General features: G+C 39.3%; 12 protein-coding genes and 1 tRNA gene. 9 read left to right on the top strand and 4 right to left on the bottom strand.

The window, feature by feature from the left end:
* Positions 1 to 8 precede the first annotated feature (8 nt).
* The 3 genes from ACFS6I_RS17915 to ACFS6I_RS17905 all read right to left on the bottom strand — a co-directional run bounded on the left by ACFS6I_RS17915 (position 9) and on the right by ACFS6I_RS17905 (position 5,472).
* The gene (locus ACFS6I_RS17915) at positions 9 to 3,431 is read right to left on the bottom strand and encodes a TonB-dependent receptor (protein WP_380922657.1); all 3,423 of its coding nucleotides are present in this window, start codon (positions 3,429 to 3,431) and stop codon (positions 9 to 11) included.
* A gap of 250 nt (positions 3,432 to 3,681) precedes the next feature.
* On the bottom strand, positions 3,682 to 4,827 hold the full coding sequence (locus ACFS6I_RS17910) for a FecR family protein (protein ID WP_380922655.1): 1,146 nt from the start codon (positions 4,825 to 4,827) through the stop codon (positions 3,682 to 3,684).
* 66 nt (positions 4,828 to 4,893) lie between these two features.
* Positions 4,894 to 5,472 carry an RNA polymerase sigma-70 factor gene (locus ACFS6I_RS17905; protein ID WP_380922653.1) on the bottom strand — a complete coding sequence of 193 codons (579 nt, stop codon included), beginning with the start codon at positions 5,470 to 5,472 and terminating at the stop codon, positions 4,894 to 4,896.
* A 364-nt stretch (positions 5,473 to 5,836) separates the two neighbouring features.
* Here ACFS6I_RS17905 and ACFS6I_RS17900 point away from each other — a divergent pair, with 364 nt between their 5' ends.
* The 3 genes from ACFS6I_RS17900 (at position 5,837) to ACFS6I_RS17890 (ending at position 12,035) form a co-directional block, all read left to right on the top strand.
* Positions 5,837 to 9,103 (top strand): SusC/RagA family TonB-linked outer membrane protein, encoded by a 3,267-nt coding sequence (locus ACFS6I_RS17900; protein ID WP_380922651.1) that lies wholly within the window; start codon positions 5,837 to 5,839, stop codon positions 9,101 to 9,103.
* Positions 9,104 to 9,117: 14 nt separating this feature from the next.
* Positions 9,118 to 10,566, top strand: coding sequence for a SusD/RagB family nutrient-binding outer membrane lipoprotein (locus ACFS6I_RS17895; RefSeq protein ID WP_380922650.1), 1,449 nt, complete (start codon positions 9,118 to 9,120; stop codon positions 10,564 to 10,566).
* 290 nt (positions 10,567 to 10,856) lie between these two features.
* The gene (locus ACFS6I_RS17890; protein ID WP_380922648.1) at positions 10,857 to 12,035 is read left to right on the top strand and encodes an acyloxyacyl hydrolase; all 1,179 of its coding nucleotides are present in this window, start codon (positions 10,857 to 10,859) and stop codon (positions 12,033 to 12,035) included.
* Between the two features lie 62 nt (positions 12,036 to 12,097).
* On the opposite strand, the gene ACFS6I_RS17885 is transcribed toward ACFS6I_RS17890, so the two are convergent.
* A tRNA-Val gene (locus ACFS6I_RS17885) sits at positions 12,098 to 12,172 on the bottom strand.
* A gap of 285 nt (positions 12,173 to 12,457) precedes the next feature.
* On the opposite strand from ACFS6I_RS17885, the gene ACFS6I_RS17880 reads away from it, so the two are divergent.
* The 6 genes from ACFS6I_RS17880 to ACFS6I_RS17855 all read left to right on the top strand — a co-directional run bounded on the left by ACFS6I_RS17880 (position 12,458) and on the right by ACFS6I_RS17855 (position 22,928).
* Entirely contained in the window at positions 12,458 to 13,114 is a 657-nt protein-coding gene (locus ACFS6I_RS17880) for a Pr6Pr family membrane protein (protein WP_380922646.1), read from the top strand.
* 386 nt (positions 13,115 to 13,500) lie between these two features.
* Positions 13,501 to 14,181, top strand: coding sequence for a response regulator transcription factor (locus ACFS6I_RS17875; protein WP_132840715.1), 681 nt, complete (start codon positions 13,501 to 13,503; stop codon positions 14,179 to 14,181).
* Complete coding sequence (locus ACFS6I_RS17870) at positions 14,171 to 15,544, top strand: sensor histidine kinase (RefSeq protein ID WP_380922643.1); 1,374 nt, start codon at positions 14,171 to 14,173, stop codon at positions 15,542 to 15,544. Before ACFS6I_RS17875 ends, ACFS6I_RS17870 begins: the two co-directional genes overlap by 11 nt.
* 259 nt (positions 15,545 to 15,803) lie before the next feature.
* On the top strand, positions 15,804 to 19,010 hold the full coding sequence (locus tag ACFS6I_RS17865) for a SusC/RagA family TonB-linked outer membrane protein (protein WP_380922641.1): 3,207 nt from the start codon (positions 15,804 to 15,806) through the stop codon (positions 19,008 to 19,010).
* Between the two features lie 12 nt (positions 19,011 to 19,022).
* Positions 19,023 to 21,020, top strand: coding sequence for a RagB/SusD family nutrient uptake outer membrane protein (locus ACFS6I_RS17860; protein WP_380922639.1), 1,998 nt, complete (start codon positions 19,023 to 19,025; stop codon positions 21,018 to 21,020).
* Positions 21,021 to 21,173: 153 nt separating this feature from the next.
* Positions 21,174 to 22,928, top strand: a complete 1,755-nt coding sequence (locus ACFS6I_RS17855) for a family 16 glycosylhydrolase (RefSeq protein ID WP_380922637.1) — start codon at positions 21,174 to 21,176, stop codon at positions 22,926 to 22,928.
* Positions 22,929 to 23,031: the final 103 nt, after the last annotated feature.

The raw sequence follows: 23,031 nt of genomic DNA, 5'->3' as shown, positions 1-23,031 counted from the left end.
TCAAATCATTAAAAATTCACACTTAATCCAAAAGAATAGATGGTTGAGAACGGGTATGATTTACCATCGTTCCATCCTCCTAAACCAACCGTCTCCGGGTCAAATACTTTTGCCATTTTTGTAAATGTCAATAGATTCTCTCCGGAAGCATATACACGGATTTTTGACAGTCCGATCTTTGATAATAAAGCTGGGTTGAAGGAATAGCCGAGCTGCGCATTTTTTAACCGTATATAAGCGGCATTCTGTATATATCGTGTCTGGGTCTGCTGGTTTTTCTGGGTGTTGAAATAAGGTCTTGGTAGGTAGGCATCGGTGTTGATCCCCAGCACATCGTTCTGTACCATCACTGAATTCTCGTCCCTAAAGAAATCCATGTTTTCCTGGAAACCTGCCGATTGCCACATACCGCCATTGGCACCCCAGAAATAAGGTCCGTTGGGCACGTGATCCCGTTTTCCAATTCCCTGAAGAAATACCCTAACGTCAAAACCTTTATAATTGGCAGTAAGATCTAAACTGTATCTAAAGCGGGGTAGGCTATTGCCGATAATGCTCATATCACCTGGATTGGCCAAGGTATTTGCTCCGTTGTTTACCTGTCCATCTCCATTTTTATCCAAATACATAACATCTCCTGCTTGCCATTTGGTAGCGAAGGATTGTTTGGTATTGGCAATATGTGCATCCATCTGCTCCTGAGTCTGTGCTATACCTAGCGTTGTATAACCCCAGATCTCTCCATTCTTCTTACCGTTATACCATTGGGTAAAATTTCCGGTTGAATTCGGGTATTTTGTGATGGTCTGTTGATCGTCTGATAATACAGCACGTACGCCATAGTTGAAATCTCCGATATCGTCTTTCCATGAAAGTTCAACTTCAAACCCCTTAGAGTACATTTCTGAATTATTGATGCGCGGTACCGCTGTTCCTAAAATCGCGGGTAGATCGGGTGCTGGACCAATCATGTCATAGGTATTTCTTTTATAAAGATCAAATGCGAGTCCTAAACGATTATTCAGGGCCGCGACATCCAATCCTAGATTCCAGCTGGAAACACGTTCCCAGGTTAAAGAAGAGGAGATTAAATTTGGAGCACTTGCCGAATTTGGTTTCACGCCATTGAGTAACCAGCTACCCTGTCCTGCTGTAACCGGCATGATGGAATAGAAAGGATACCAGTTGTCTGTTCCTTGATTCCCTAATTCTCCATATGATCCTCTAAGTTTGAATAAGGATATTTCAGATTTTAGAGGCCAAAAGGCTTCGTTGGAAATATTCCAGCCTGCAGAAAATGAAGGGAAGAGATTCCATCTTAGGTCTTTCGGAAATCGGGATGAACCATCATAACGGGCATTTAATTCCAATAGGTAACGGTCTTTATAGCTATAATTGACCCTGCTAAAAAATCCTGCAATAGCCCAGTGCTGATAACCACCATTGGTTTTAGGATCTAATGTTGCGGTATTTAAAGTCGGGATATCGTCTGTGATCAAACCACTCATACTTCCCCCTAGCGTTCTGTACTTATTCAATTCTGAATTGAATCCTGCCAGAACGGTAAACTGGTGGTCTTCGGCAATATTGAAACTATAATCTGAAAATAAATTGGTACTGAAATATTCATCTTTTCGTGCAGTTTCGCTTACACTGGTCCCGCCAGCACTGTTGTAACCGACTGGAACAAGGAAAGGTTCTCTGTTTACAGCATAAGCATAAGCTTTTAAGATTTCCCCGTGATCATTCCTATTGGTGATTCTGTAATTGACATTACCGGTGATATTCCAGCCTTTGATCGGTTGATATTTCAACTGAATCTGCTGGTATAAAAAGTCTTTTTGGTAGTTGGTACGTCCTCCGTCCAATAATTGATTTATTTCTGAAGGTTCTGAAAAGAATCCATTATCATCGCGTACAGGAACTGTTGGCCAGCGTCTGGCAATATTATGATAATAAAGATCATTCATATGCGTCGCTTTATCAAAATCTTCTCTTACAAAACGGGTATTTGTTAATAGATCTAGCTTATCGGAAATTTTGACATCTAATTTTGTAGCAAATGAAAAACGTTTGAAATTATCGTTTGCATATTTATTTAAACCATCCTGATCCATATAATTCAGTGAAGAATAATATTTAACACGGTCTGATCCACCGTTCACACTCATGGTATGTTCATGTGAAGTGGAGAAGTTTTTATAAAATTCTTCAAACCAGTTGGTATTGGCGTTCGATCCGGTATAGTACTGCCATTTTCCATCTGCACCTGCTGTGGACACGGTACTGATCTCCCCATTTTGATAGGCAATGATATTATCGAGGACAGTTTGTGAAAATTTGGCTGCTTCGCCATCATTGGCCGCGACCTCATTGTAATAGTAAGCAAATGTTTTAGAATCCAGCATGGTTGGTAAACCTCGTGGTGCACTTAACCTGATATTATTGTTGTAATTGACCACTGGTTTTCCAATTTTACCTGCCTTTGTGGTAATTAAAATAACACCGAAAGGAGCTCTAGATCCATATATAGCGGCTGAAGCGGCATCTTTTAAAACGGAAATATTTTCAATATCCTGAGGATTTAGTGCATTCATATCACCCTCCATTCCATCGATCAATACCAATACAGATGAAGAGGAGCCAACACCGATTGTACCTGCTCCGCGTATATTGACACTCATGGTTTGATTGAGCTCGCCTCCAAGCCCGGCAGTCTGTAAATTTAATCCAGGTACCATACCTTGTAGGGCCTGTCCTAAGTTTTGCACAGGTCTGGACTCGAGTTGTTTTGCGCTGACCGTAGAGACGGAACCCGTCAAATTTATTTTTTTCTGTGTGCCATATCCAACGACCACAACTTCGTCCATGGCAGAAGCGTCTTCCTCCAAGGTGATACTCATCTGCGCTGAAGCGATATTTTCGATGGTTTTAAAGCCGACATAACTAAAAACTAAGGTCGATCTGGAATCCTTTACTGTTAATGTGAATGTGCCATTTTCATTTGTAGTTGTACCATTATTTGTCCCTTTTTCTCTGATGCTTACTCCCGATAAAGGACTATTACCGGATTTATACACTTTACCGGAAACAACTAATTGTGTTTGTACTGGTTCTGTTATCACGGTTTTAACGGTTTCCAATTTGGGCTTAATCAAAATTGTGTTGCCATTCCATTCGTAATCAAAGGGTTGTTCTGCTAATACCAGTTCCAGGGTACGTTGTAGCGACAGTCTTTTTATATCTACAGATACCGGTTTTGCTTTGCCGATTAATTCGGTATTATAGACCATCCGGATTCCTGTCTGTTTGCGAATACTCACGAGTACTTCTTTTAAGCGGGCTTCTTTTACGCTTAAGCTTATTTCTTGCGACAGTACATTGGCGGAAACCTGTAAGCTCACAATAATAAGGAAAGTTGTTATTTTCATTTTTAGGAAAAAACCATTACATAAGATTGCAGGGATTTCCTTCAAAAAAATGAAAAATAATTCCCTACAATGCATCATTTTATTTATACATTTGTTCATTAGGTGATTGATTAGTAATACTTTAAGTTTATTTGGTTACCTTTTAATTGGTTCAGTTGCATGGCGGTGCAACTGGATTTTTTTGTTTTTAGGTGTTTGTTTAGTTGTTTTTTATCATAGGCATATTTCTAAGTAGGTTTTGAATGGATAATTATTTTTCAACTTTTATCGTATTTTGCTCGAATTGGAATTTGACCGGTCCTGTCTTTTCCAGCATTTTCAATACATCTGAAAGTCGTACTTGCTTGGATAATTGTAGTGTATATCGTGTTCTTGGAAGTGAATTATAATCCACTTTTACATCATACCATCTTGCAATGACACGTAATATGGACGCCAGTTCTTGATCTTCAAATAGAAAATCACCATTTTTCCAAGCCATAACAGATTCTATATCGGCTATGCTCTGTTTTGATAGGCCAGAATGATGATCGGTCGTTACTTTAAATTTGGGCCCCATGAGAATGGTTTTTTCATCTTTTCCATGTAATGATCGAAGTGCAATTTGCCCTTCTAGCAGGGTTGTTTCTGAATAGCTTTCATCTTCATAAGCATTTACATTAAAATGGGTTCCTAAAACCTGGATTTCCTGCATGCCGTGCTGCACAGTAAAAGGAACTTTTTTCTTTGCCACTTCAAAGTATGCCTCTCCCTGCAGCTGTACTTTTCGTTGGTAGCTAAAATCTAAATTGTACGAGAGAGAAGATGCAGAATTTAACCAGACATGTGTTCCGTCTGGAAGTAAAACTTCATATTTGCCCCCACGAGGTGTTTCTATGCTATTGGTACCTTTCAATCCTTTTGCTTTTGTATCTGCAATGATATACAAGAGCTGGCCATCATGATTGCTTTTTACCGTCAATCCTTTTTCTTTTAACAATGTCCGATTACTGCTATTGCGATCATCAAGTGAAATAATGGTTCCATCCGCAAGTCTTAAGATGGCTTTATTCGTTCCTGGCATGATCTGTTCAGCTTGTTGAGATAGGTCTACTTTGGAAATATTTTCAAGCTTTTGATTGAAATAAAGCATTCCAGTAATACTCAGCATGATTATTACTGCCGCAGCTACCGGCAACCATCGTTTCCAATTTATAAACCTGCTCTTTTGAAAATGGATTTGATCTTCAATCTTGGATAAAATCGCCAATCGGCGCTCATCTGTAAAGAATGCTTCGTCCAATTCTTTTCCCTTACCATAGGTCTCATGAAATCGGGACAATAGCTGTTCTTCTTCGAAAGATGTTTCACCTGCGAGATACCTATCCAGTAATGCTAGAATTTCTTTTTGTGTCAAAATTTATGGTTATATGTATATATGAGTAAAAGGGATGATCTATCCCTAGGCAAAAATTGATTTTTTTTAAGGATGGAGTAGAAGAACCATAAATAACTCCACGCTAAGGGTTTTTCCCATATTACTCCTTAAGAATAGTAGCGCATTTGATATATGATATTCAACTGTTTTCGTGCTAATGGCCAATTTTTCAGCAATTTCTTTATGTGAAAGATGCTCCAGACGGCTTAACTTGAAAACTTCTTGGCAACGGGAGGGTAGTGCATCGATAATCTGATTGATCTGTTGATCGAGTTCCTTATATTCCAATAGTTCTTGGCTGCTATCGGTGCTCAGCGTATCCATAAAATTTACAATATCTTCTGTAATGGTATTACGCCTCAATTGTCTCAACACCTCATAACGTACAGATGCGTATAAATATGATTTTAAAGATATTTTAATGAATAGTTTTGAACGGATTTCCCAGAGGTTAACAAACATTTCCTGAATGGCATCTTCGCATTTGTCATGATCTTGTAGTATACGGTAACTGGATTGATATAAGTTTTTCCAGTACTTATTGTATATAGCGGTAAGTGCTGAATGGTCATTATCCCTCAACTTTATCAATAGCTCGTCATCCCCAAATTGAGTGTTTTTCATAAAGCGGTTTTCTAGACACCCAATATATGTAGTATTTTTATAAATCACAAATTATGTAATACATAATATGGGTTATGCAATCTTGTTATTGCTTTGAAGCCTAGTTTTTTATAGATGATTAACGAACGGATATGAACGATGAGTCAATGTTCATATTTAGATTGATTTCGAGCGATAGCGTCTGATATTTATTATTATAATCAACTTAATAATTTTCCTTGTTGTCCACGTTCGTTTTCCTCTATGGTCAAACATAATGTTATGTTAACACAGTCTTAACCCGCAATTGATCTTACATGCGTAGTATTGCAACAGTTTTAAACAACCCTGCAATTGCTTGCTGTGTTTTGAAGACTTATGAAGAATGAAAAATAAAAAAACTAAATTTTATCGGTATCCTGTATCTAAAGCTACCTCTTTGCTATTGATCGCAGGATTAGGAATGACTACTGCTGAAGCGAACAATAATTTCTTTGCTAAACAGGAAATTTTAGCGATCAAGCAACAAGGTATAATCGTTTCCGGACGTACTGTGGATGCAAAAACTAATGTTCCTGTTATAGGCGCTACGGTATTGGTGGATGGTAAGGCGGTAGGTACGACAGATGCACAAGGAAAATTTGAAATTAAGGCTCTGCCGAATCAACAGATAACTTTTAAAAGTGTGGGCTACCAACAGGTACAGCGCAGTTTTACATCCAATTCACAGCAGGTTGTCATTGCTTTAGAATCTTCAGATGTTGCAATTTCTGAAGTTGTCGTGACGGCTTTGGGAATTAAAAGAGAAGCAAAATCACTAGGTTATGCAGTCAGTACCATCAGCAGTAAGCAGATGACCGATGCAGCATCCAGCAACTGGGTGGATGCGATGAAGGGCAAAGTTGCGGGCCTTAATATTACGCAAGCGAGTTCCGGTCCTTTAAATACGGCAAGAATTACACTTCGCGGCGATCAATCCTTAGATCCTACAAAAAATGAGGCTTTGATTGTTGTTGATGGTGTGCCTATGGTAAATGGTCGCTTTAGTTCTGGCGTAACGGATGCTTACGGAGCTGGCTCAAGCGGAGCAGATAAGGATGTACCGGTCGATTTTGGGAATGGTCTGGGTGATATCAACCCAGATGATATTGAGTCGATCTCTGTGTTAAAGGGTGCAGCTGCGACCGCATTATATGGAAGCAGAGCAGGTAATGGTGCATTAATCATTACGACAAAATCGGGTAAGCGGAATGCTAAGGGAATGGGCGTTACGGTCAATTCAAATACAAGTTTTCAGGATATTCTGAAAATGCCCGATTTGCAGTATGAATATGGTCAGGGAAACCTAAACCGGAATGCGGCAGGAGAGCTTTACTATTCGTACGGACTGAGTGAAGATGGTGCAAGCACCGGTGGTACTTCTAGTGCTTGGGGACCTAAATTTGACGGACAGTTGTTTTACCAATATGATCCTGCTGTTGAAGGTCAGGGTGCTACGCGTACGCCGTGGGTACCTTATAAAGATGGTGTAAAAGGTTTTTTTAAAACCGGCGCGACTTATATGAACAGTGTGGCATTGGATGGTGGAAATGATAAATATTCGGCCCGCGGTTCCATTACGCATACCAAAAATAATTGGATCATGCCGAATACAGGCTTTGAACGTCTGGTAGCATCGTTCAATACAAGTGCTCAAATTAGTGATAAATTGAAATTAAATTTAAAAGCTAATTATACCAATAAGACGAGTGATAACCTTCCTGCGACAGGTTATAATAATCAGTCGATTTCCTACTTTATGATCTTTCAAAATCCAAGTATTGATTTGGATTGGTACCGCCCGATGTGGCAAAAAGGCCAAGAGAATATTAAACAGATCCATCCTTTCAGTTCTTATATTGAAAATCCATTTGTTATCGCCAATGAAATGACCAATAGCCTAAATAGCAATGGTTTTGATGGAATGGTACAGGGGGTATATACGTTCAATCCGAAATGGGAATTGATGGTGCGTTCTGGTATGAATATGAACTCTAACCTGCGGGAGCAACGCCGTCCTTGGGATACAGCAAATTTCCCTAAGGGCTACTATAAACAACAGGATATCTTCTATTTAGAGTCTAATACTGACGCCTTATTGACGTATAACGATCAACTTACACCTGACTTTAAGATCCGCGCTACGATGGGCGGTAACTTGATGAAGCGGAATATCAAAGAAGCTGCAGGGATAGCTCGGGGTCTAAATATACCCGGAATATATAAATTGAGCAATGCCCTGACCAATAGTTTGGCCGACGGTAATAGTTTAACACGCAGAGAAATCCAAAGTATGTTTGGTTTGGTCAATTTATCATGGCAGGATAAAATTTATGTGGATGTTACCGCTCGTAATGACTGGTCTTCAACATTACCCGCCGATAACCGTTCTTACTTCTATCCTTCGGTAAGCAGTAGTTTTGTATTAAGTGAATTGATGGCTTTACCAAAGGCAATATCATTTGCTAAACTACGTCTATCATGGGCACAGGTTGGTAATGATGCAGATCCTTATCAAACGAGTAAATATTATTCAAGTTCTATTTTTCCAGGATCAGCAGAAGCTCCTTCAAAATTGCATAATGCGGAACTGAAACCCGAAATTTCGACTTCTACGGAGGCTGGATTGAATGTTGCATTCCTGAACAATAGATTGACGGCTGATATCAATTTTTATTACAACCGTTCTAAGAACCAGATCTTAACGGTGCCTTTAGATCTGACGACGGGATACAGTTCTGCCATCATTAATGGTGGGTTAATCCGAAATCAAGGGCTTGAAATCAGTTTAACCGGTACACCGATTAAAACTCAAGATTTCCAATGGAACTCGACCTTGACTTGGTCAAAGAATGATAACAAAATCTTAGAATTAAGTGAGGGAGTTGATACACCGCAACAGATCATTGCTTCTAGTGGGTCTGGCGCTGCACAGATTATTGCAACGGTTGGTGGATCTACGGGTGACCTGTGGGGATACGGTCTGGTAAGAAATGATGCCGGTCAGGTTTTGATTGACGGAAAGTCAGGGCTTCCTGTACGGCCTTCGGATAAGGTGAAGATAGGAAATGCCTATGCCGATTGGCGGGGTGGATTCAGCAATGAATTTCGATATAAAAACATCAGCCTAAGTGCTTTGATTGATGGGCAATACGGTGGCATTGTGTATTCACAGACGCACCATAAAATGTCCGAACAGGGTAAACTGACCAATACCTTAAAAGGACGAGAGACAGGAATGATTGCTGGTGAAGGTGTGATTGCCAATGCTGACGGAACTTTTAGTGCGAATACAAAAGAGATTCCTATCAATACTTGGTATGGTGATTATTACCGTCGTGCGAATGTGGAGACGAATAGTTTTAATGCTTCTTATTTAAAACTTCGCGAAGTACGTTTTGAAGTTGCATTACCCAAAAATTTAGTTTCCCGTTGGAAAGTGAATAGTGCTTCGATCGCCTTTTTCGGAAGAGATTTATTTATGATCAGCAATTTCCCGATGTTCGATCCGGAGACTGCCGCATTAAACGGTGCTACGATTATGCCGGGAGTGGAAATGGGACAAATGCCGAGCACAAAAACATATGGTGTTAATTTGAGAGTGAGCTTTTAAGGAGGAATTTAGAGATGAATAAAAAATATATCGGTATCGCATTTTTAGTTGGACTTACTAGTCTTGTAAGCTGTACTAAGAATTTTGATGAGTTAAATACTGATCCTAATAAAATTGAACAGGTGACACCCGGTTCTTTAATTACGCCTACGGTCTACGGCATGAGTACGTATTTTACGGTAAGAAGTAATGACTTTACTTGGGAAATCATGCAGACAGGACTGGCAAACCCAAGTGCTGCAAATGGTATTCATCGCTATTATTTTACAGAACAATCTGGAGATGGGACTTGGAATACAAGTTACGCCTATTTGCGTAACATCCGGGAAATGGAAGCGGCCGCACTAAGCAGTAATAATGAAGCTTACCAAGCTGTTGCAAAAACTTTGAAAGCCTATATTGTAGGTATTCTAACGGATAGCTTTGGAGATGTTCCTTTGTCTGAAGCTTTGCAGGCTGAAAGCGGCATAACGAAACCTAATTTTGATACGCAGGAGCAGATTTATGCGGATATGGTAAAGGGATTGGAAGAGGCGAATAAGCTTTATCAGGGTGAGTCTGTCATGAACGGGGAAGATATCCTGTATAAGAATGATAAAAAGCTATGGCGTAAATTTAATAATTCCATATTATTACGCTATTATTTACGTCAGTCTAAACGCATAGATGCTTATTCAAAGATAAAAGCGATTTTAGACAATCCAATCGATTATCCGATCTTTCAATCGAACGCTGAAGCTGCGGTAGTACAGGTGACGGGTTTAGCTCCTTATGATTATGCGTGGGGAAGAAGACAGGATTACGTGAATTTTACGGCAATGGCTGAATTTTTTGTCGACAATCTGAATGCTTTGAATGATCCTCGCCGTCCCTTTATCATGAAAGAGGCGACACGTTTAGTAGATGGTAAAGTGGAGAGCATAGGCTATCGTGGAATCCCGGCAGGGCATTCCGGCGATCTTTCTGCCTATAAATTCAATCCGAGTACGCCCAATGGAGATTTAGTATATCCTGAAGCGGTGGGTACTCCAGTTAAAGAATTGATCATGCCTTATGCTGAGGTTGAATTTATCAAAGCAGAAACTTACTTAGCATTAGGATTGACAAATGAAGCAAAAATAGCGTACGAAAAAGGTGTAAAAGCTTCGATAGAACAATATGGTGGTATTATGCCGGCAACTTATTTTGAAAATGAATCAGCAAGATTTAACGGTACTCAGGAGCGTATCATGATGCAGAAATACCTGAGTTTATTTATGGTGGATTATCAGCAATGGTTTGAATATCGTCGCACGGGTTTTCCGAAACTGCCTAAAACACCTTATATGTTTTATGATGGGGTAATGCCATCGCGTTTTATGTATAAAAATGAGGTCAGAAGATTTAACCCAGATAATTATGCAAAGGCTGTTGCGCAAATGGGGGGAGATACTTACCACACGAAAGTATGGTGGGAAAAATAGTTTTTTAGAGCGATATCATATCGTTTTATTTTATGAGCCGATTACATTACGTAATCGGCTCATTTTTTGTGATGGATGGAAGGTTAGCGTGTGAGAAGATTAGAAGTTCATGCCTTTAGACTTTTAGATTACTCATTCACTATATGACTATTCGGAGGGGGAGAAAGTGATTGATACACTTGTTTCCATGTGAGCGATAAACTGAAATTTTGTGTATAGTGTTTGCAATTGGTCTTGGAGTTGCTACTTTTGCAAACAAATTAATCTTTATTTAAATTAACATCCCTTTAATGATCATACGAATTCTGATTTTTATCACGCTCACATTTAGTTCCTTTGCCTTAACGGCGCAGGTCAGCCCCCGCGTTTCCAGCTCCTTGGATTCCAGTAAATCAGTTGGTTCTGGAAAACCTCGATTGATCTTTCAGCTTGAACATGAAAGTGGCGGTGAATTGAAGATGAATGAACGTACAAAGGAAACGCTTGCAGATTCGTATTACAGTGGTATTAATTTCCGCGTTGGCTTTCAGATTCAGTACCGTGACTCTGTCACGAGTGTATACAATGAACTATACAATTACCCGATCTATGGTATTGGAGTGTATAGCAGTACTTTTGGACAGGAGCATCTTGGTAAACCTTTTGCAGTCTATGGTTTTGTTGCCATTCCTATTGCACCAAAAGTAGATAGCAAATGGAATTTTAATTACCGAATTGGTCTGGGACTTTCTGGGCGGTTCAATCCTTATAACGAAGAGGATAATCCTTTAAATCTGATTATTGGCAGTAAGAACAATGTTTACATCGATCTTGGGGTACAGGCAAATTACCGGTTGAGTCAAAAATTCCAACTTGGAGCAGGAATTGCTTTTCATCATTTCAGCAATGGTGCGCTGGCATTGCCCAATACAGGAATAAACTTATTACCGCTCAGTCTTTCTGTGGCATATAGCCCTTCAAGCAAACCTTTTGATTTTAGAAAATCGACAATTCCGCCAATGGAAGATAAGCAGGAACTCCATTTTAATTATGCTTTTGGATTTAAGCAGATTGATCGTGAAAATGATAAGCAATACTTTAAATCAACACTTGGCGCTTATTATAGTAAACATTTGGGTTATAAATGGCGTATCGGTGCCGGAATGGATGCTTTCTACTCAGCTAGCGGTAACGATAAACAAGTTGCAGGCGATAAAGCGGGGTCATTTTCAGCGTTATTTTCTTACGGACCGGCATTTTACATTGATCACGTTCTGAATTCAAGATTATATCTTAATGGTAATGTTGGAGCCTATTTACACCGTAATAAATTTAATGGAGAGAGTAGTCCGATCTATTTGAGAGCAGGGGTGCGGTACAAAGTTTACCGCGATATTTTTACAGGTGTTTCTATTAAAGCCCATGCCGGAAAAGCGGACTTTATCGAATGGACTATGGGGTATGGATTGCAGTTAAAAAAGAAAAAGTAGCATTATTATAAAAATACATCATAAAAAAGAGCATCTGAATAGCATTCAGATGCTCTTTTTTGTGGAGACTACTGGGTTCGAACCAGTGACCCCTACCTTGTCGAGGTAGTGCTCTAAACCAGCTGAGCTAAGCCTCCATTGTTGTTCCTATAGGTCACGGAAAAGGATTGTTTCCTCTGCCTGAATGAACTGGTGCAAATAAAGCAATTTTATTTGTAAAATAAAAGTTAGTTATTTAAAAGCAGTTCGTTTTTAGTATTTAGATGCTAGTAATTGGTAGTTAGATGGTAGAAGGTTAGAAAGTTAGTCGATTAGAACTTTTGTTGCCGGGTTATTTAATAGTATTTAGACGATATAAGATTACCCGGTCATTATTTAAAAGTTTTTTAATTATTTTTGAGAGAATTGACATTTGAGAAACTATGAAACAAACGGCTTTACCTCAGAATGTGAAAGGACTTAATGCGGTAGTGTTAATCATAATGGCTATCGTTACCTTGGATTCTATTGAACCCTGGACCGCCTGGAATGGAGATCCTACATCGCCTGGTTATGGCTGGAACAGATTCAGTTATTTTACAATCCAGAGTAATTTTATTGCGATGGTTACTTACCTGATTGCGGCGGTGGCAATTTTTAGAAATAAGCAACTTGGTGAATGGTTCAGATTTCTTCGCGCGGGAGCAGTTCTTTATATGATGGTAACCGGGATTGTATTTGCCGTTCTGCTTCGTAACACGCAACTGGATCCAGACCATTTTAGCTGGAGCAATTTTATTTTGCATGAATTTGGTCCATTTTTTATTACTGTCTGGTGGTTGTTATGGCCTTCACGAAAACTGATTACATCCGGCAAAGCCTTTTATTTATTGATATTCCCGTTTTTGTGGGTCATCTACACGTTTATCCGAGCTTCGATAACGGGTTGGTACCCTTATCCGTTTTTAGATCCTGAAACTGCCGGAGGTACAGCGGGGGTTATGACCTACGTATGCGGTTTAACAATATTCTTTGTCGTTCTCTGTCAACTGCTCGCATGGATTAGCCGTGCAAGGGAAAATAATAATACACTTTATTAAGTATTGAGATAATAGTAGTTAGATCGAAGTATTTAGTATTTAGATAATAGTAGTTCGTAACTATACTAGAGCAGATTGCTTCGAATAAATTGCCTATTTTTGTAAGTTGTGAGATCCTTTTTATTGCGACGTTTAACAGAAGGTGAGATGGTTAAAAAGTTAGTGGGTTAGATAGTATGTACTGGGGCACCTAACAGAAGGTGAGATGGTTAAAAAGTTAGTGGGTTAACTAGTATGTTATTGCGTTACTTGTCAATCGTTTACTATGTCATTTATTACTGGGGCACCTAATAGAAAGAGAGATGGTTAAGAAGTTAATGGGTTAGAAAGTATGTTACTGCGTTACTTGTCACTCGTTACTGTTTTTACATTAAAATTAAAAAGAATTGGAAATACTACTTGTAGAAGATGAACCATCTGTAATTTCGTTGATTGAAAGGGGATTGAAAGGAGAAAACCATTCGATCAGTGTCGCTATGGACGGATTTACGGGATTAAAAATGGCGGGTCTTAACCAATATGACTTGATTATTTTGGATGTGATGCTTCCGGGGATGAATGGTTTGGAAATCTGTAGAAATATCCGAAAAACGAATAAGGATGTGCCGATCTTGATTTTAAGTGCACTAAATCAGACAGAAGATATTGTTGAAGCATTTAATCGTGATGCTGATGATTATCTGACGAAACCGTTTAAACTGGACGAACTTCGGGCACGAATCAATCGTCAGTCCCGAAAGGCCAGACAGCAGACCACGACCAGTAACACCATTACTATTGATAATCTCGTTATGGATAGGGACAGTAAGAATGTGCAACGTGGAGGTAAATCCGTAATCTTGACGGCTACTGAATACCGGTTACTGGAATATCTAATGGTCAATAAAAATAAGATTTTGTCCCGGGTTGATATTCTGGAAGAAGTGTGGGGTATGGATTTTAATATGAGCACCAATGTGGTGGATGTTTACGTAAATTATCTGCGTAAAAAAATAGATCATCCTACTGAAAAGAAACTTATTCATACCGTAATCGGTATGGGCTATATACTGAGAAATGAAAATTAGAACGAAGGTCATTGTACTTTTTTCAGCGATTTCGATCGCCTATATTGTATCCTTCGCCCTATACGTTTCTTATTTTACGAAGGACAGTCTGCAGACCAAATTCTATCACCGGCTGGAAGAAAATGCCACTATTGTTGGTAATCATATCATACAGAATGATGCGTATAATAATAAGGTGTACTACGAAGTAACCCGAAAATATCTGCGCCAGCTTTCTGAGGGAAAGGATTATCTGCTTCGAATTGTTAAAGGACATACTGATCTCCGCTATAAACCCAATCTACCATTGCCTGAGGGATTCTATGAAGAAGCTATTGTAAACGGGAAAGCACAGTTTTTACATGATAGAACTTCATATGTAGCCCAATTTTTCGTGGATTCTTTACATAAAGAGAATTTGTTGGTTATTTCTGCGGGAATTGATGAGTACGGACATGAAGAACAACAAATACTGGATCATACTTTGATTTCAGGTGGATTATTGGCCATTATGGTGGTGATTCTGCTATCTTTTTATTTCGCCAATCGACTTCTTGCGCCGATCAAAGCCATTAATACTGAATTGACACAGGTGGATATATCAAACCTGAACAAACGGGTTAAAAATAAATATTCGAATGATGATGATGAAATCGGAATATTGATCTCTAATTTCAACGCCATGATGAAACGACTGGATATTTCGGTCAAATCACAGCAGAGCTTTATCGGCAATGCATCCCACTCGTTACGTACACCTTTAACGATTATTGGTGGGGAAGCTGAGCTGGCCTTGCATCATCTGGATAAAAATCATGAAGCGTATTATTCGGTCGAGGCAATTGCTAAACATGCTTCAAAGATGAATCTCATCATCAATAATCTTTTGCTCTTGTCACGCACCGGATTTGAGGGTAAGATCGAAAGCAAACAGTGGATCCGGATCGATGAGCTCTTATATGATGTACAGAAGAGTGAAAAAAGCATGAACCCGGACTGTGAGATTTTTCTGGATTTCTCGCATATTCCTGAGGATAGCAGTGAGATGAATATCTTTGTGAATCCGGATCTCTTTTATATTGCCTTCAGTAATATTGTATCTAATGCCTGTAAGTACGGGGATAAAAAAATGGTCACGATTTCACTGGTCTGTCATGAGAATCTTGTCGTAGTCAAAATTTCAGATCATGGTATCGGTATCCCGTTACACGATCAACCCCATATTTTTGATTCTTTTTATAGGGCCTCCAATGTGGGTGCGATCTATGGAAACGGATTAGGATTAGTGCTGGCCAAGCATATTTTTGAATTGCATCATGCCATACTTTCGGTTTCCTCGATTGAAAATAAGGGGACATCTGTAAGCGTCTATATTCCTAAGTAAATTTTTTCATTTAGTTCTCCGAAGAGGAAATTAGTTAAAAAAATTTTGTTTTCATGCGCGTTTCATCGGCATAAAAATAGATCGGATGAAGTATTTTTTTGTTATTCTCCACACTTCTTAAACTGCTTGATTTTTAGATGTTTACAATTTATATATATGTTTAAACTAATTACACCCTCAAAAATTACGAATTAGCCCCTCTCTTTCATTAGCCCCCTTTCATAATATTGGACTGTTTAAAACAAACCAATTATAAATTATGAAAGAAAATGTACTTTTTTGGAAAAGGAAAGGTTTTTTTATCTTTTTTTTTCTGTTGCTAGGCTTTAATTATGCCTCTGGACAAATCACCAAGATCCAGGGAATAGTTAGTAATGCCGCAGGTATTTTACCTGGAGTGACGGTTGCAGCCGAAGGATCTTCATTAAAAACGCAAACGGATGGAAATGGTCAATACAGCTTAAATATTAATGGTGCCAACGCTGTTATATTTACCTTTATTGGTTATGAAAAACAACGTATTGTTCTACAGGATATCACCGATTCAAAGAATGGTATTTATACTTTAAATGTGACATTAAAGGAGTCTGAGGGAGACCTTTTGGATGAAGTTGTTGTTGTTGGATTTGGAACACAGAAAAAAACAAATCTAACAGGGTCGGTTGCTGTTGTTGATGCGAAGCAATTAGAAAATAGGCCGGTGAGAAATGCGATTCAAGCGTTACAAGGTCTTGCTCCCGGATTAAATATTTCGCAAAATGGTGGAAGTCTGGAAGCTAACCCAACGATAAATATTCGTGGTGTAGGGACGATCGGAACTTCTTCTTCTTCACCTTTAGTTTTGATCGATGGATCAGAAGGTTCATTAGCTGCTCTCAACCCTCAGGATATTGAAAGTGTATCTGTACTCAAAGATGCGGGCGCTGCTTCTATTTATGGCTCTAGAGCCGCATTTGGTGTTATTCTGGTTACAACAAAATCGGGAAGGGTTGGAAAGACTACTGTTAATTATAACAATAGCTTGAGAATGAATAAACCGACCTTGATGCCGAAGATGATGGATTCCTACACGTTTGCCCAATATTTTAATCAGGCGGAAGTCAATGGAAATGGTACGCCTCATTTTTCTGAGGAATACCTGAAGCGCATTTTAGATTATCAAAACGGATCAAATAAAAATTCAATTATTGTATCACCGGACAATCCGCAATATTGGGCAGATGGCTATGCATACGGAAATGATAATGTAGATTGGTTTAAGGCGATGTATCGGGATCAAGCCTTTTCACATGAGCATAACTTAAGCCTGAACGGAGGATCGGATAAAACTACGTATTATCTGTCAGGAAATTTTATGAAACAACAGGGATTGATGGCCTTCAATACAGATCATTATGATCGTTATGCGATTTCGGCAAAGATAAACTCAAAAGTATCCGACATTTTTCAAATTGGCTATAATGCGCGATTGGTAAGAGAGGATTATGAACGGCCAGCCGCACTGACCAACAGTTTTTATGATGATTTAGGCCGTCAAGGATGGCCCACGCTCCCGTTATACGACCCGAATGGATTTCTATATAGTTCGCCTTCCCCTGCTTTGGTTATGAAAGAGGGCGGGGTGGATAATTCAACCAAAGATTACATTTATCAGCAATTGCAATTAACATTGGAGCCTTTAAAAGGTTGGAAAACGATTGCTAATCTCAATTATCGTACGACAACACAATTTCGTCATTGGGATTCTCAAAAACTGTATAATCATGATGTCAATGGTAATCCTTATTTATATAAAAATACGTCGAATGTCTACGAATTTGGATTGAAGGAGAATTACTACAATATTAATATTTTCTCAGAGTATGATAAGCGCATGGGCGATCATCATTTTAAAGGGATGGTCGGATTTCAAGCGGAACAAACAGCCTTCCGTAATTTAGGTGTGCAAAGGGATGGAATTATCCTACCGGATCAACCGGTTATTAATATTGCTTCAGGAACAGATATCAATGGCAATCCTGTAGTACCATCGGTTTCAGGGGAATATCAAAAATGGGCTTCGGCAGGTTTTTTTGGTCGATTAAATTATGATTTTAGGGATAAATATCTTTTCGAAGCAAATTTGCGCTATGATGGATCTTCTCGATTCAGAAGTGATAGTAGATGGGGATGGTTTCCTTCTGTTTCTGCTGGTTGGAATGTGGCTAAAGAGACCTTTTTTGAAGAGGCTTTACCCTATATCAATATGTTTAAGTTCAGAGCTTCGTATGGAGAATTGGGTAATCAGAATACAGAAATATGGTATCCAACTTATGTGGTGCAACCTACGGGAACAAACAATGGCGGTTGGTTAATCAATAATGCTCGTCCTAATACAGCTTCGGCTCCGGGATTAGTCAGTGCGCTATTGACATGGGAGTCTATTAACACCACCAATATTGGTGTTGACTTTGCCGCTCTAAATAACAAACTTTCAGGTTCATTTGAAGTATTTGATCGTAGAACTTACGATATGGTAGGCCCAGCTCCGCAGTTGCCTGTTACCTTGGGTACTCAAGTACCAGAGACTAATAATACGGACTTGAAAACACAGGGCTTTGAAGCGACTATTGGCTGGAATGACCGGACAAAAGGCGGATTAAGTTATGGTGCTAAGTTTTTGATTTCGGATAACGTAACAACAATAACACGATATCCAAATGAGATTGGTGTATTAAATAAATACCGTAAAAACCAAAGGTGGGGTGATATCTGGGGTTTGCAGACGCTTGGGATAGCAAAATCACAAGAGGAAATGGATCGTCATCTGGCATCGCTTCCTAATGGAGGTCAGACCGCTATCGGTACACAATGGGCGGCAGGTGATGTGATGTATAAAGATATAAATGGAGATGGTAAAATTGATAAAGGTGGTAATACCGAAGGAAATCCAGGGGATTTGAGCGTCATCGGAAATAACACACCAAGGTACACTTTTGGTTTAAATCTAAATGCAGAGTATAAGAATTTTGATTTCAGTATTTTCTTTCAAGGTGTCATGAAACGTGATGTATGGCAAGGAGGCTATTATTTCTGGGGAGCGACAGGGAATAAATGGTGGTCTACGGGTTTGGTCGATCATTTAGACTATTTCCGTACTGCAGATAATGTACTTGGTGAAAACCTGGATGGATACTATGCTCGTCCGACTTTTGGTACGTCTAAAAATCAAGAAATACAAAGCCGCTACCTGCAAAATGCTTCTTATATCCGAATAAAAAATGTGCAATTGGGATATACGTTTCCTAAAACGACGACCAATCGTATCGGTGTCGAACGTTTACGGGTGTATATCGCAGGAGAAAACGTATGGACGGGATCGAAGGTGGCGGGAATGTTTGATCCTGAAACGATTGACGGAGGCAGTAACGGTACTGTGTACCCTTTAACAAAAGTATGGTCAGCGGGTTTAAGTGTAACCTTTTAAAAATAATTCATCATGAAATTCAAGCATAAAATTTTTAATATATTTCAATTGGGATTGATAACTGCGGTCGGTCTTTCTTCTTGTAATAAATATTTGGATATTAATCCACCTTCCCAAATCATCCCGGAAGTTTACCTGACAGAAGAATCTCAATTAGCGGCTTATACCATTGCACGTTATACGGATGTATTTCCTTCACACGGTTCCTGGTCATTTGGAACATTTGGAATTGATGGTAATACGGACAACATGGCCATGCCAAATCTAGATAACCGTTTTATTCCAGGTCAATGGCGGGTTGGAGCGGAAGGTGGAGATTGGGATTTTTCAAATATTTACCAAATGAATTATTTCATAAACACCGTGGTGCCAAAATGGAAGGAAAAAAAATTACTGGGTAATGCATCTAATGTGGAGCATTATATAGGAGAAGCTTATTTTCTGAGAGCTTATGTTTACTTTACAAAACTGCAGGCATTGGGTGATTTTCCGATCATTAAAAATGTCATGTCCGATAAGGATAAAAATATATTAATCGAAGCGAGTAAACGAGCGCCTCGAAATGAGGTAGCACGTTTTATCCTGTCTGATCTGGATTCCGCAATAACTTTATTGAAGACAAATTCTCCCGATGGAAAGAAACAGCGAATATCACAACATGTTGCACAGCTTTTAAAATCGCGCGTTGGTTTATATGAAGGTACCTGGTTGAAATATTTTAAAGGAACTGCTTTTGTACCTAAGGGTGCGGGTTGGCCAGGGGAATCGAAAGATTATTTGAAAAGTTATACGTTTCCTTCTGGAAGTATTGATGGGGAAATTGACTTTTTCTTGTCAGCATCCATGACTGCTGCCGCCGCGGTTGCGGATGCGGTTGCTTTGGTCAATAATACTGGAATCATTGAATCGGCCAATAATGAAAATCCTTATTTCAGCATGTTTGGTGCGGTGGATATGTCCAACTATAGTGAAGTATTGTTATGGCGTCAGTACAATCAGAATCTGGTTACCCATAATGTTCCGGTGTATCAACAACGAAGTAATTATGCGGTTGGTTTAACGCGTAGTATGGTCGAGAGTTTCTTAATGAAAAATGGACTTCCGGTATATGCTTCCGGCAGCGGATATCATGGGGATGATTACATTGCAAATGTGCGGAAAGACCGTGATGGTCGATTGCAGTTATTTTTGAAAGAACCGGGACAGAAAAACGTGCTGATCAATGTTGGCGCAGGTACACATTATACTTTGGTGGAACCGTATCCCAGCATATGGGAAACAGATTGGGAACGTCGTTATACAACAGGATACACCATCCGTAAAGGTATTTCCTATGATGGTCTACAGACAAATAATAATGGCGGATATACCGGAAGTATTACGTTTAGAGCTTCGGAAGCTTATTTAAATTATATTGAGGCTTCTTATGAAAAAAACGGTAATCTGGATGGAAAAGCGGAGGCTTATTGGCGAGCAATCAGAACCCGGGCAAAGGTGGATCCTGATTTTAATGCAACTATTGCGGCAACAAATATGAGTTTGGAAAAGAAAGACTGGGGCGTTTATTCTGCTGGAAATTTTGTTTCACCGACCTTATATAATATCCGCAGGGAGCGAAGAAACGAATTGATGGCCGAGGGTTTACGATTAATGGATCTAAAACGCTGGAGAGCAATGGACCAGTTAATTACGACTCCCGATCATTATGAAGGGTTTAAACTCTGGGGACCTATGAAGGAATGGTATACGGCGGCACAGTTGAAATATGGTGCTTCGAGTGATCAATCTGTTGTTTCCGATCCGGCTTTAAGTATTTATCTGCGTCCTTTGGAAGTCCGCAGTAATGCGTTGTCATATGCAGGAATTAAATTTGCGATGGCGCATTACCTATCTCCTGTAGCCATTGAGCATTTTCAACTTACTTCGGTAGACGGTAGTATTGAAAATGCGGTTATTTACCAGAATCCGGGATGGCCTTTGGTTGCCGGAAATGGGGCAACAGGGTATTGATAGGTTAACTTACTTGTCGACATCAATTAAAGAATTGTTTTTTTTGCCTAGTATCCCCCTCCATGACACGATGAGATGGGGGATCTTTTATGCAAAGCGCGATCTAAGGAGAAAGAGGCTTAAAAGGATTTTACTAAATAACGTATTTTATTCATGAAAAAACTATACTACTTGATTTTTCTATTGCATGTTACTATACAGGTAAGTGCACAACATGTTTCTAAGACAGGGTATACATTGGTCTGGTCTGATGATTTTGATGAAAACGGATCTGTGAATGATCAAAATTGGAAATTTGAGGAGGGGTTCATGCGTAACCAGGAAGACCAATGGTATCAGAAAGAAAATGTATCCTGTAAGGACGGAATATTGACTATCGAAGCTAGACGAGAGATTAAACCTAATCCTACTTATAAACCGGACAGTCCACATTGGGCGCTTTCGCGATCAGGTATCAGCTATACGTCTGCATCGATTAATACATCTGACAAGCATAACTGGAAGTATGGCATCTTTGAAATGCGCGCCCGTATTCCCGTGGGTAACGGGTTGTGGCCTGCATTCTGGACGCTAGGAATCGAAAAAGAATGGCCTTCTAACGGAGAAATAGATATTATGGAATACTATAAAGGTAATATTTTAGCAAATATTGCTTCTGGGACGGAGAAGAGATGGCAGGCAAACTGGCATAGTCAGAAAAAAGCGGTTTCTATTTTAGGGGGAAAAGAATGGGCCGAAAAATTTCACGTTTGGACTATGTACTGGGATGAACATGAGATCGCTTTGTATGTGGATGATATACTGATGAATAAAGTGAAGCTGGATAAATTGACAAACCGTGACGGTACAGGATTTAATCCTTTTAAACAGCCACATTATATCTTGCTTAATTTAGCTTTAGGCGGTATCAACGGAGGAGAAGTTGATGAAAATCTCTTACCGGCCAAATATGAGATTGATTATGTCAGGGTATATCAAAAGATTGATAAACAGCAAAAGAAAGCAAAATTCGTACCTGGGGAACTTTGGCAGGATAATCAAGGCAATCACATAAATGCACATGGTGGTGGAATTGTACATCATAATGGTACTTATTATTGGTATGGTGAGAAAAGAGGGGGAACTGAATCACAGGGCGTCAATGTTTATTCTTCTAAAGATCTCTATAACTGGACTTTTGAGAAATTGGCCTTTTCTCCGTCAGATGATAAGGAGAGTGATATTGCTTGGGGTTGTATTATAGAACGACCAAAGGTTATATATAATAAAAGGACTAAAAAATTTGTAATGTGGTTTCATCTCGAGTTAAAGGGTCAAGGTTATGCCGCGGCGCGGGCTGCGGTTGCAATTAGTGATTCTCCCACAGGTCCATTTAAATTGGTAGACAGCTTTAGACCTAATGGTCATATGTCTAGGGATATGGGACTTTTTGTGGATGAAGATGATACTGCATATCATATCTATTCTTCAGATGAGAATTACGAATTGAGATTATCAAAGTTGACTCCTGATTATTTGGCTCCTACAACATCGGATAAATTATTATTCAGAAATCATCGCGAAGCTCCTGCATTGTTTAAATACAATAAAAAATATTATTTGTTTACAAGCGGTTGTACAGGCTGGGCACCCAATAAAGCGGAATTGCATGTTGCAGATGATCTTTTTGGACCCTGGACTTCTTTAGGAGATCCGATGCGTGGCCACGACGCGCAAATTACCTTTGACGCGCAATCTACTTTTGTTTTACCTGTTGCGGGAAAGAAGGACGCCTTTATTTTTATGGCGGACCGTTGGAAGCCTAAAAATTTGTTGGATAGCCGCTACATCTGGCTCCCGATTGATCTTAAGGATAGTCAGATAACCGTTTCGTGGAAAGATCAATGGAAGCTTGATGTATTTAAATAAAAATTTGACGTTCATCAACCGCATTGCTTTGAGGTTTAGAAAATTGATATCAACCAATCAGCCTGTCTGGAACATTAAAAGTCTGTTTTAAATTTGTTATAAA

The sequence above is a fragment of the Sphingobacterium anhuiense genome (genome assembly GCF_042686355.1).
In the GTDB taxonomy this organism is placed as follows: domain Bacteria; phylum Bacteroidota; class Bacteroidia; order Sphingobacteriales; family Sphingobacteriaceae; genus Sphingobacterium; species Sphingobacterium anhuiense.
Note: the sequence above shows the minus strand (reverse complement) of the source record. Positions and strands in the feature narration are given on the sequence as shown.

Bases quoted from the DNA above. Each gene is read 5' to 3' on its own strand.
- ACFS6I_RS17915 (WP_380922657.1), bottom strand. From the start codon at position 3,431: ATGAAAATAACAACTTTCCTTATTATTGTGAGCTTACAGGTTTCCGCC.
- ACFS6I_RS17905 (WP_380922653.1), bottom strand. From the start codon at position 5,472: ATGAAAAACACTCAATTTGGGGATGACGAGCTATTGATAAAGTTGAGG.
- ACFS6I_RS17900 (WP_380922651.1), top strand. From the start codon at position 5,837: ATGAAAAATAAAAAAACTAAATTTTATCGGTATCCTGTATCTAAAGCT.
- ACFS6I_RS17895 (WP_380922650.1), top strand. From the start codon at position 9,118: ATGAATAAAAAATATATCGGTATCGCATTTTTAGTTGGACTTACTAGT.
- ACFS6I_RS17890 (WP_380922648.1), top strand. From the start codon at position 10,857: ATGATCATACGAATTCTGATTTTTATCACGCTCACATTTAGTTCCTTT.
- ACFS6I_RS17880 (WP_380922646.1), top strand. From the start codon at position 12,458: ATGAAACAAACGGCTTTACCTCAGAATGTGAAAGGACTTAATGCGGTA.
- ACFS6I_RS17870 (WP_380922643.1), top strand. From the start codon at position 14,171: ATGAAAATTAGAACGAAGGTCATTGTACTTTTTTCAGCGATTTCGATC.
- ACFS6I_RS17865 (WP_380922641.1), top strand. From the start codon at position 15,804: ATGAAAGAAAATGTACTTTTTTGGAAAAGGAAAGGTTTTTTTATCTTT.
- ACFS6I_RS17860 (WP_380922639.1), top strand. From the start codon at position 19,023: ATGAAATTCAAGCATAAAATTTTTAATATATTTCAATTGGGATTGATA.
- ACFS6I_RS17855 (WP_380922637.1), top strand. From the start codon at position 21,174: ATGAAAAAACTATACTACTTGATTTTTCTATTGCATGTTACTATACAG.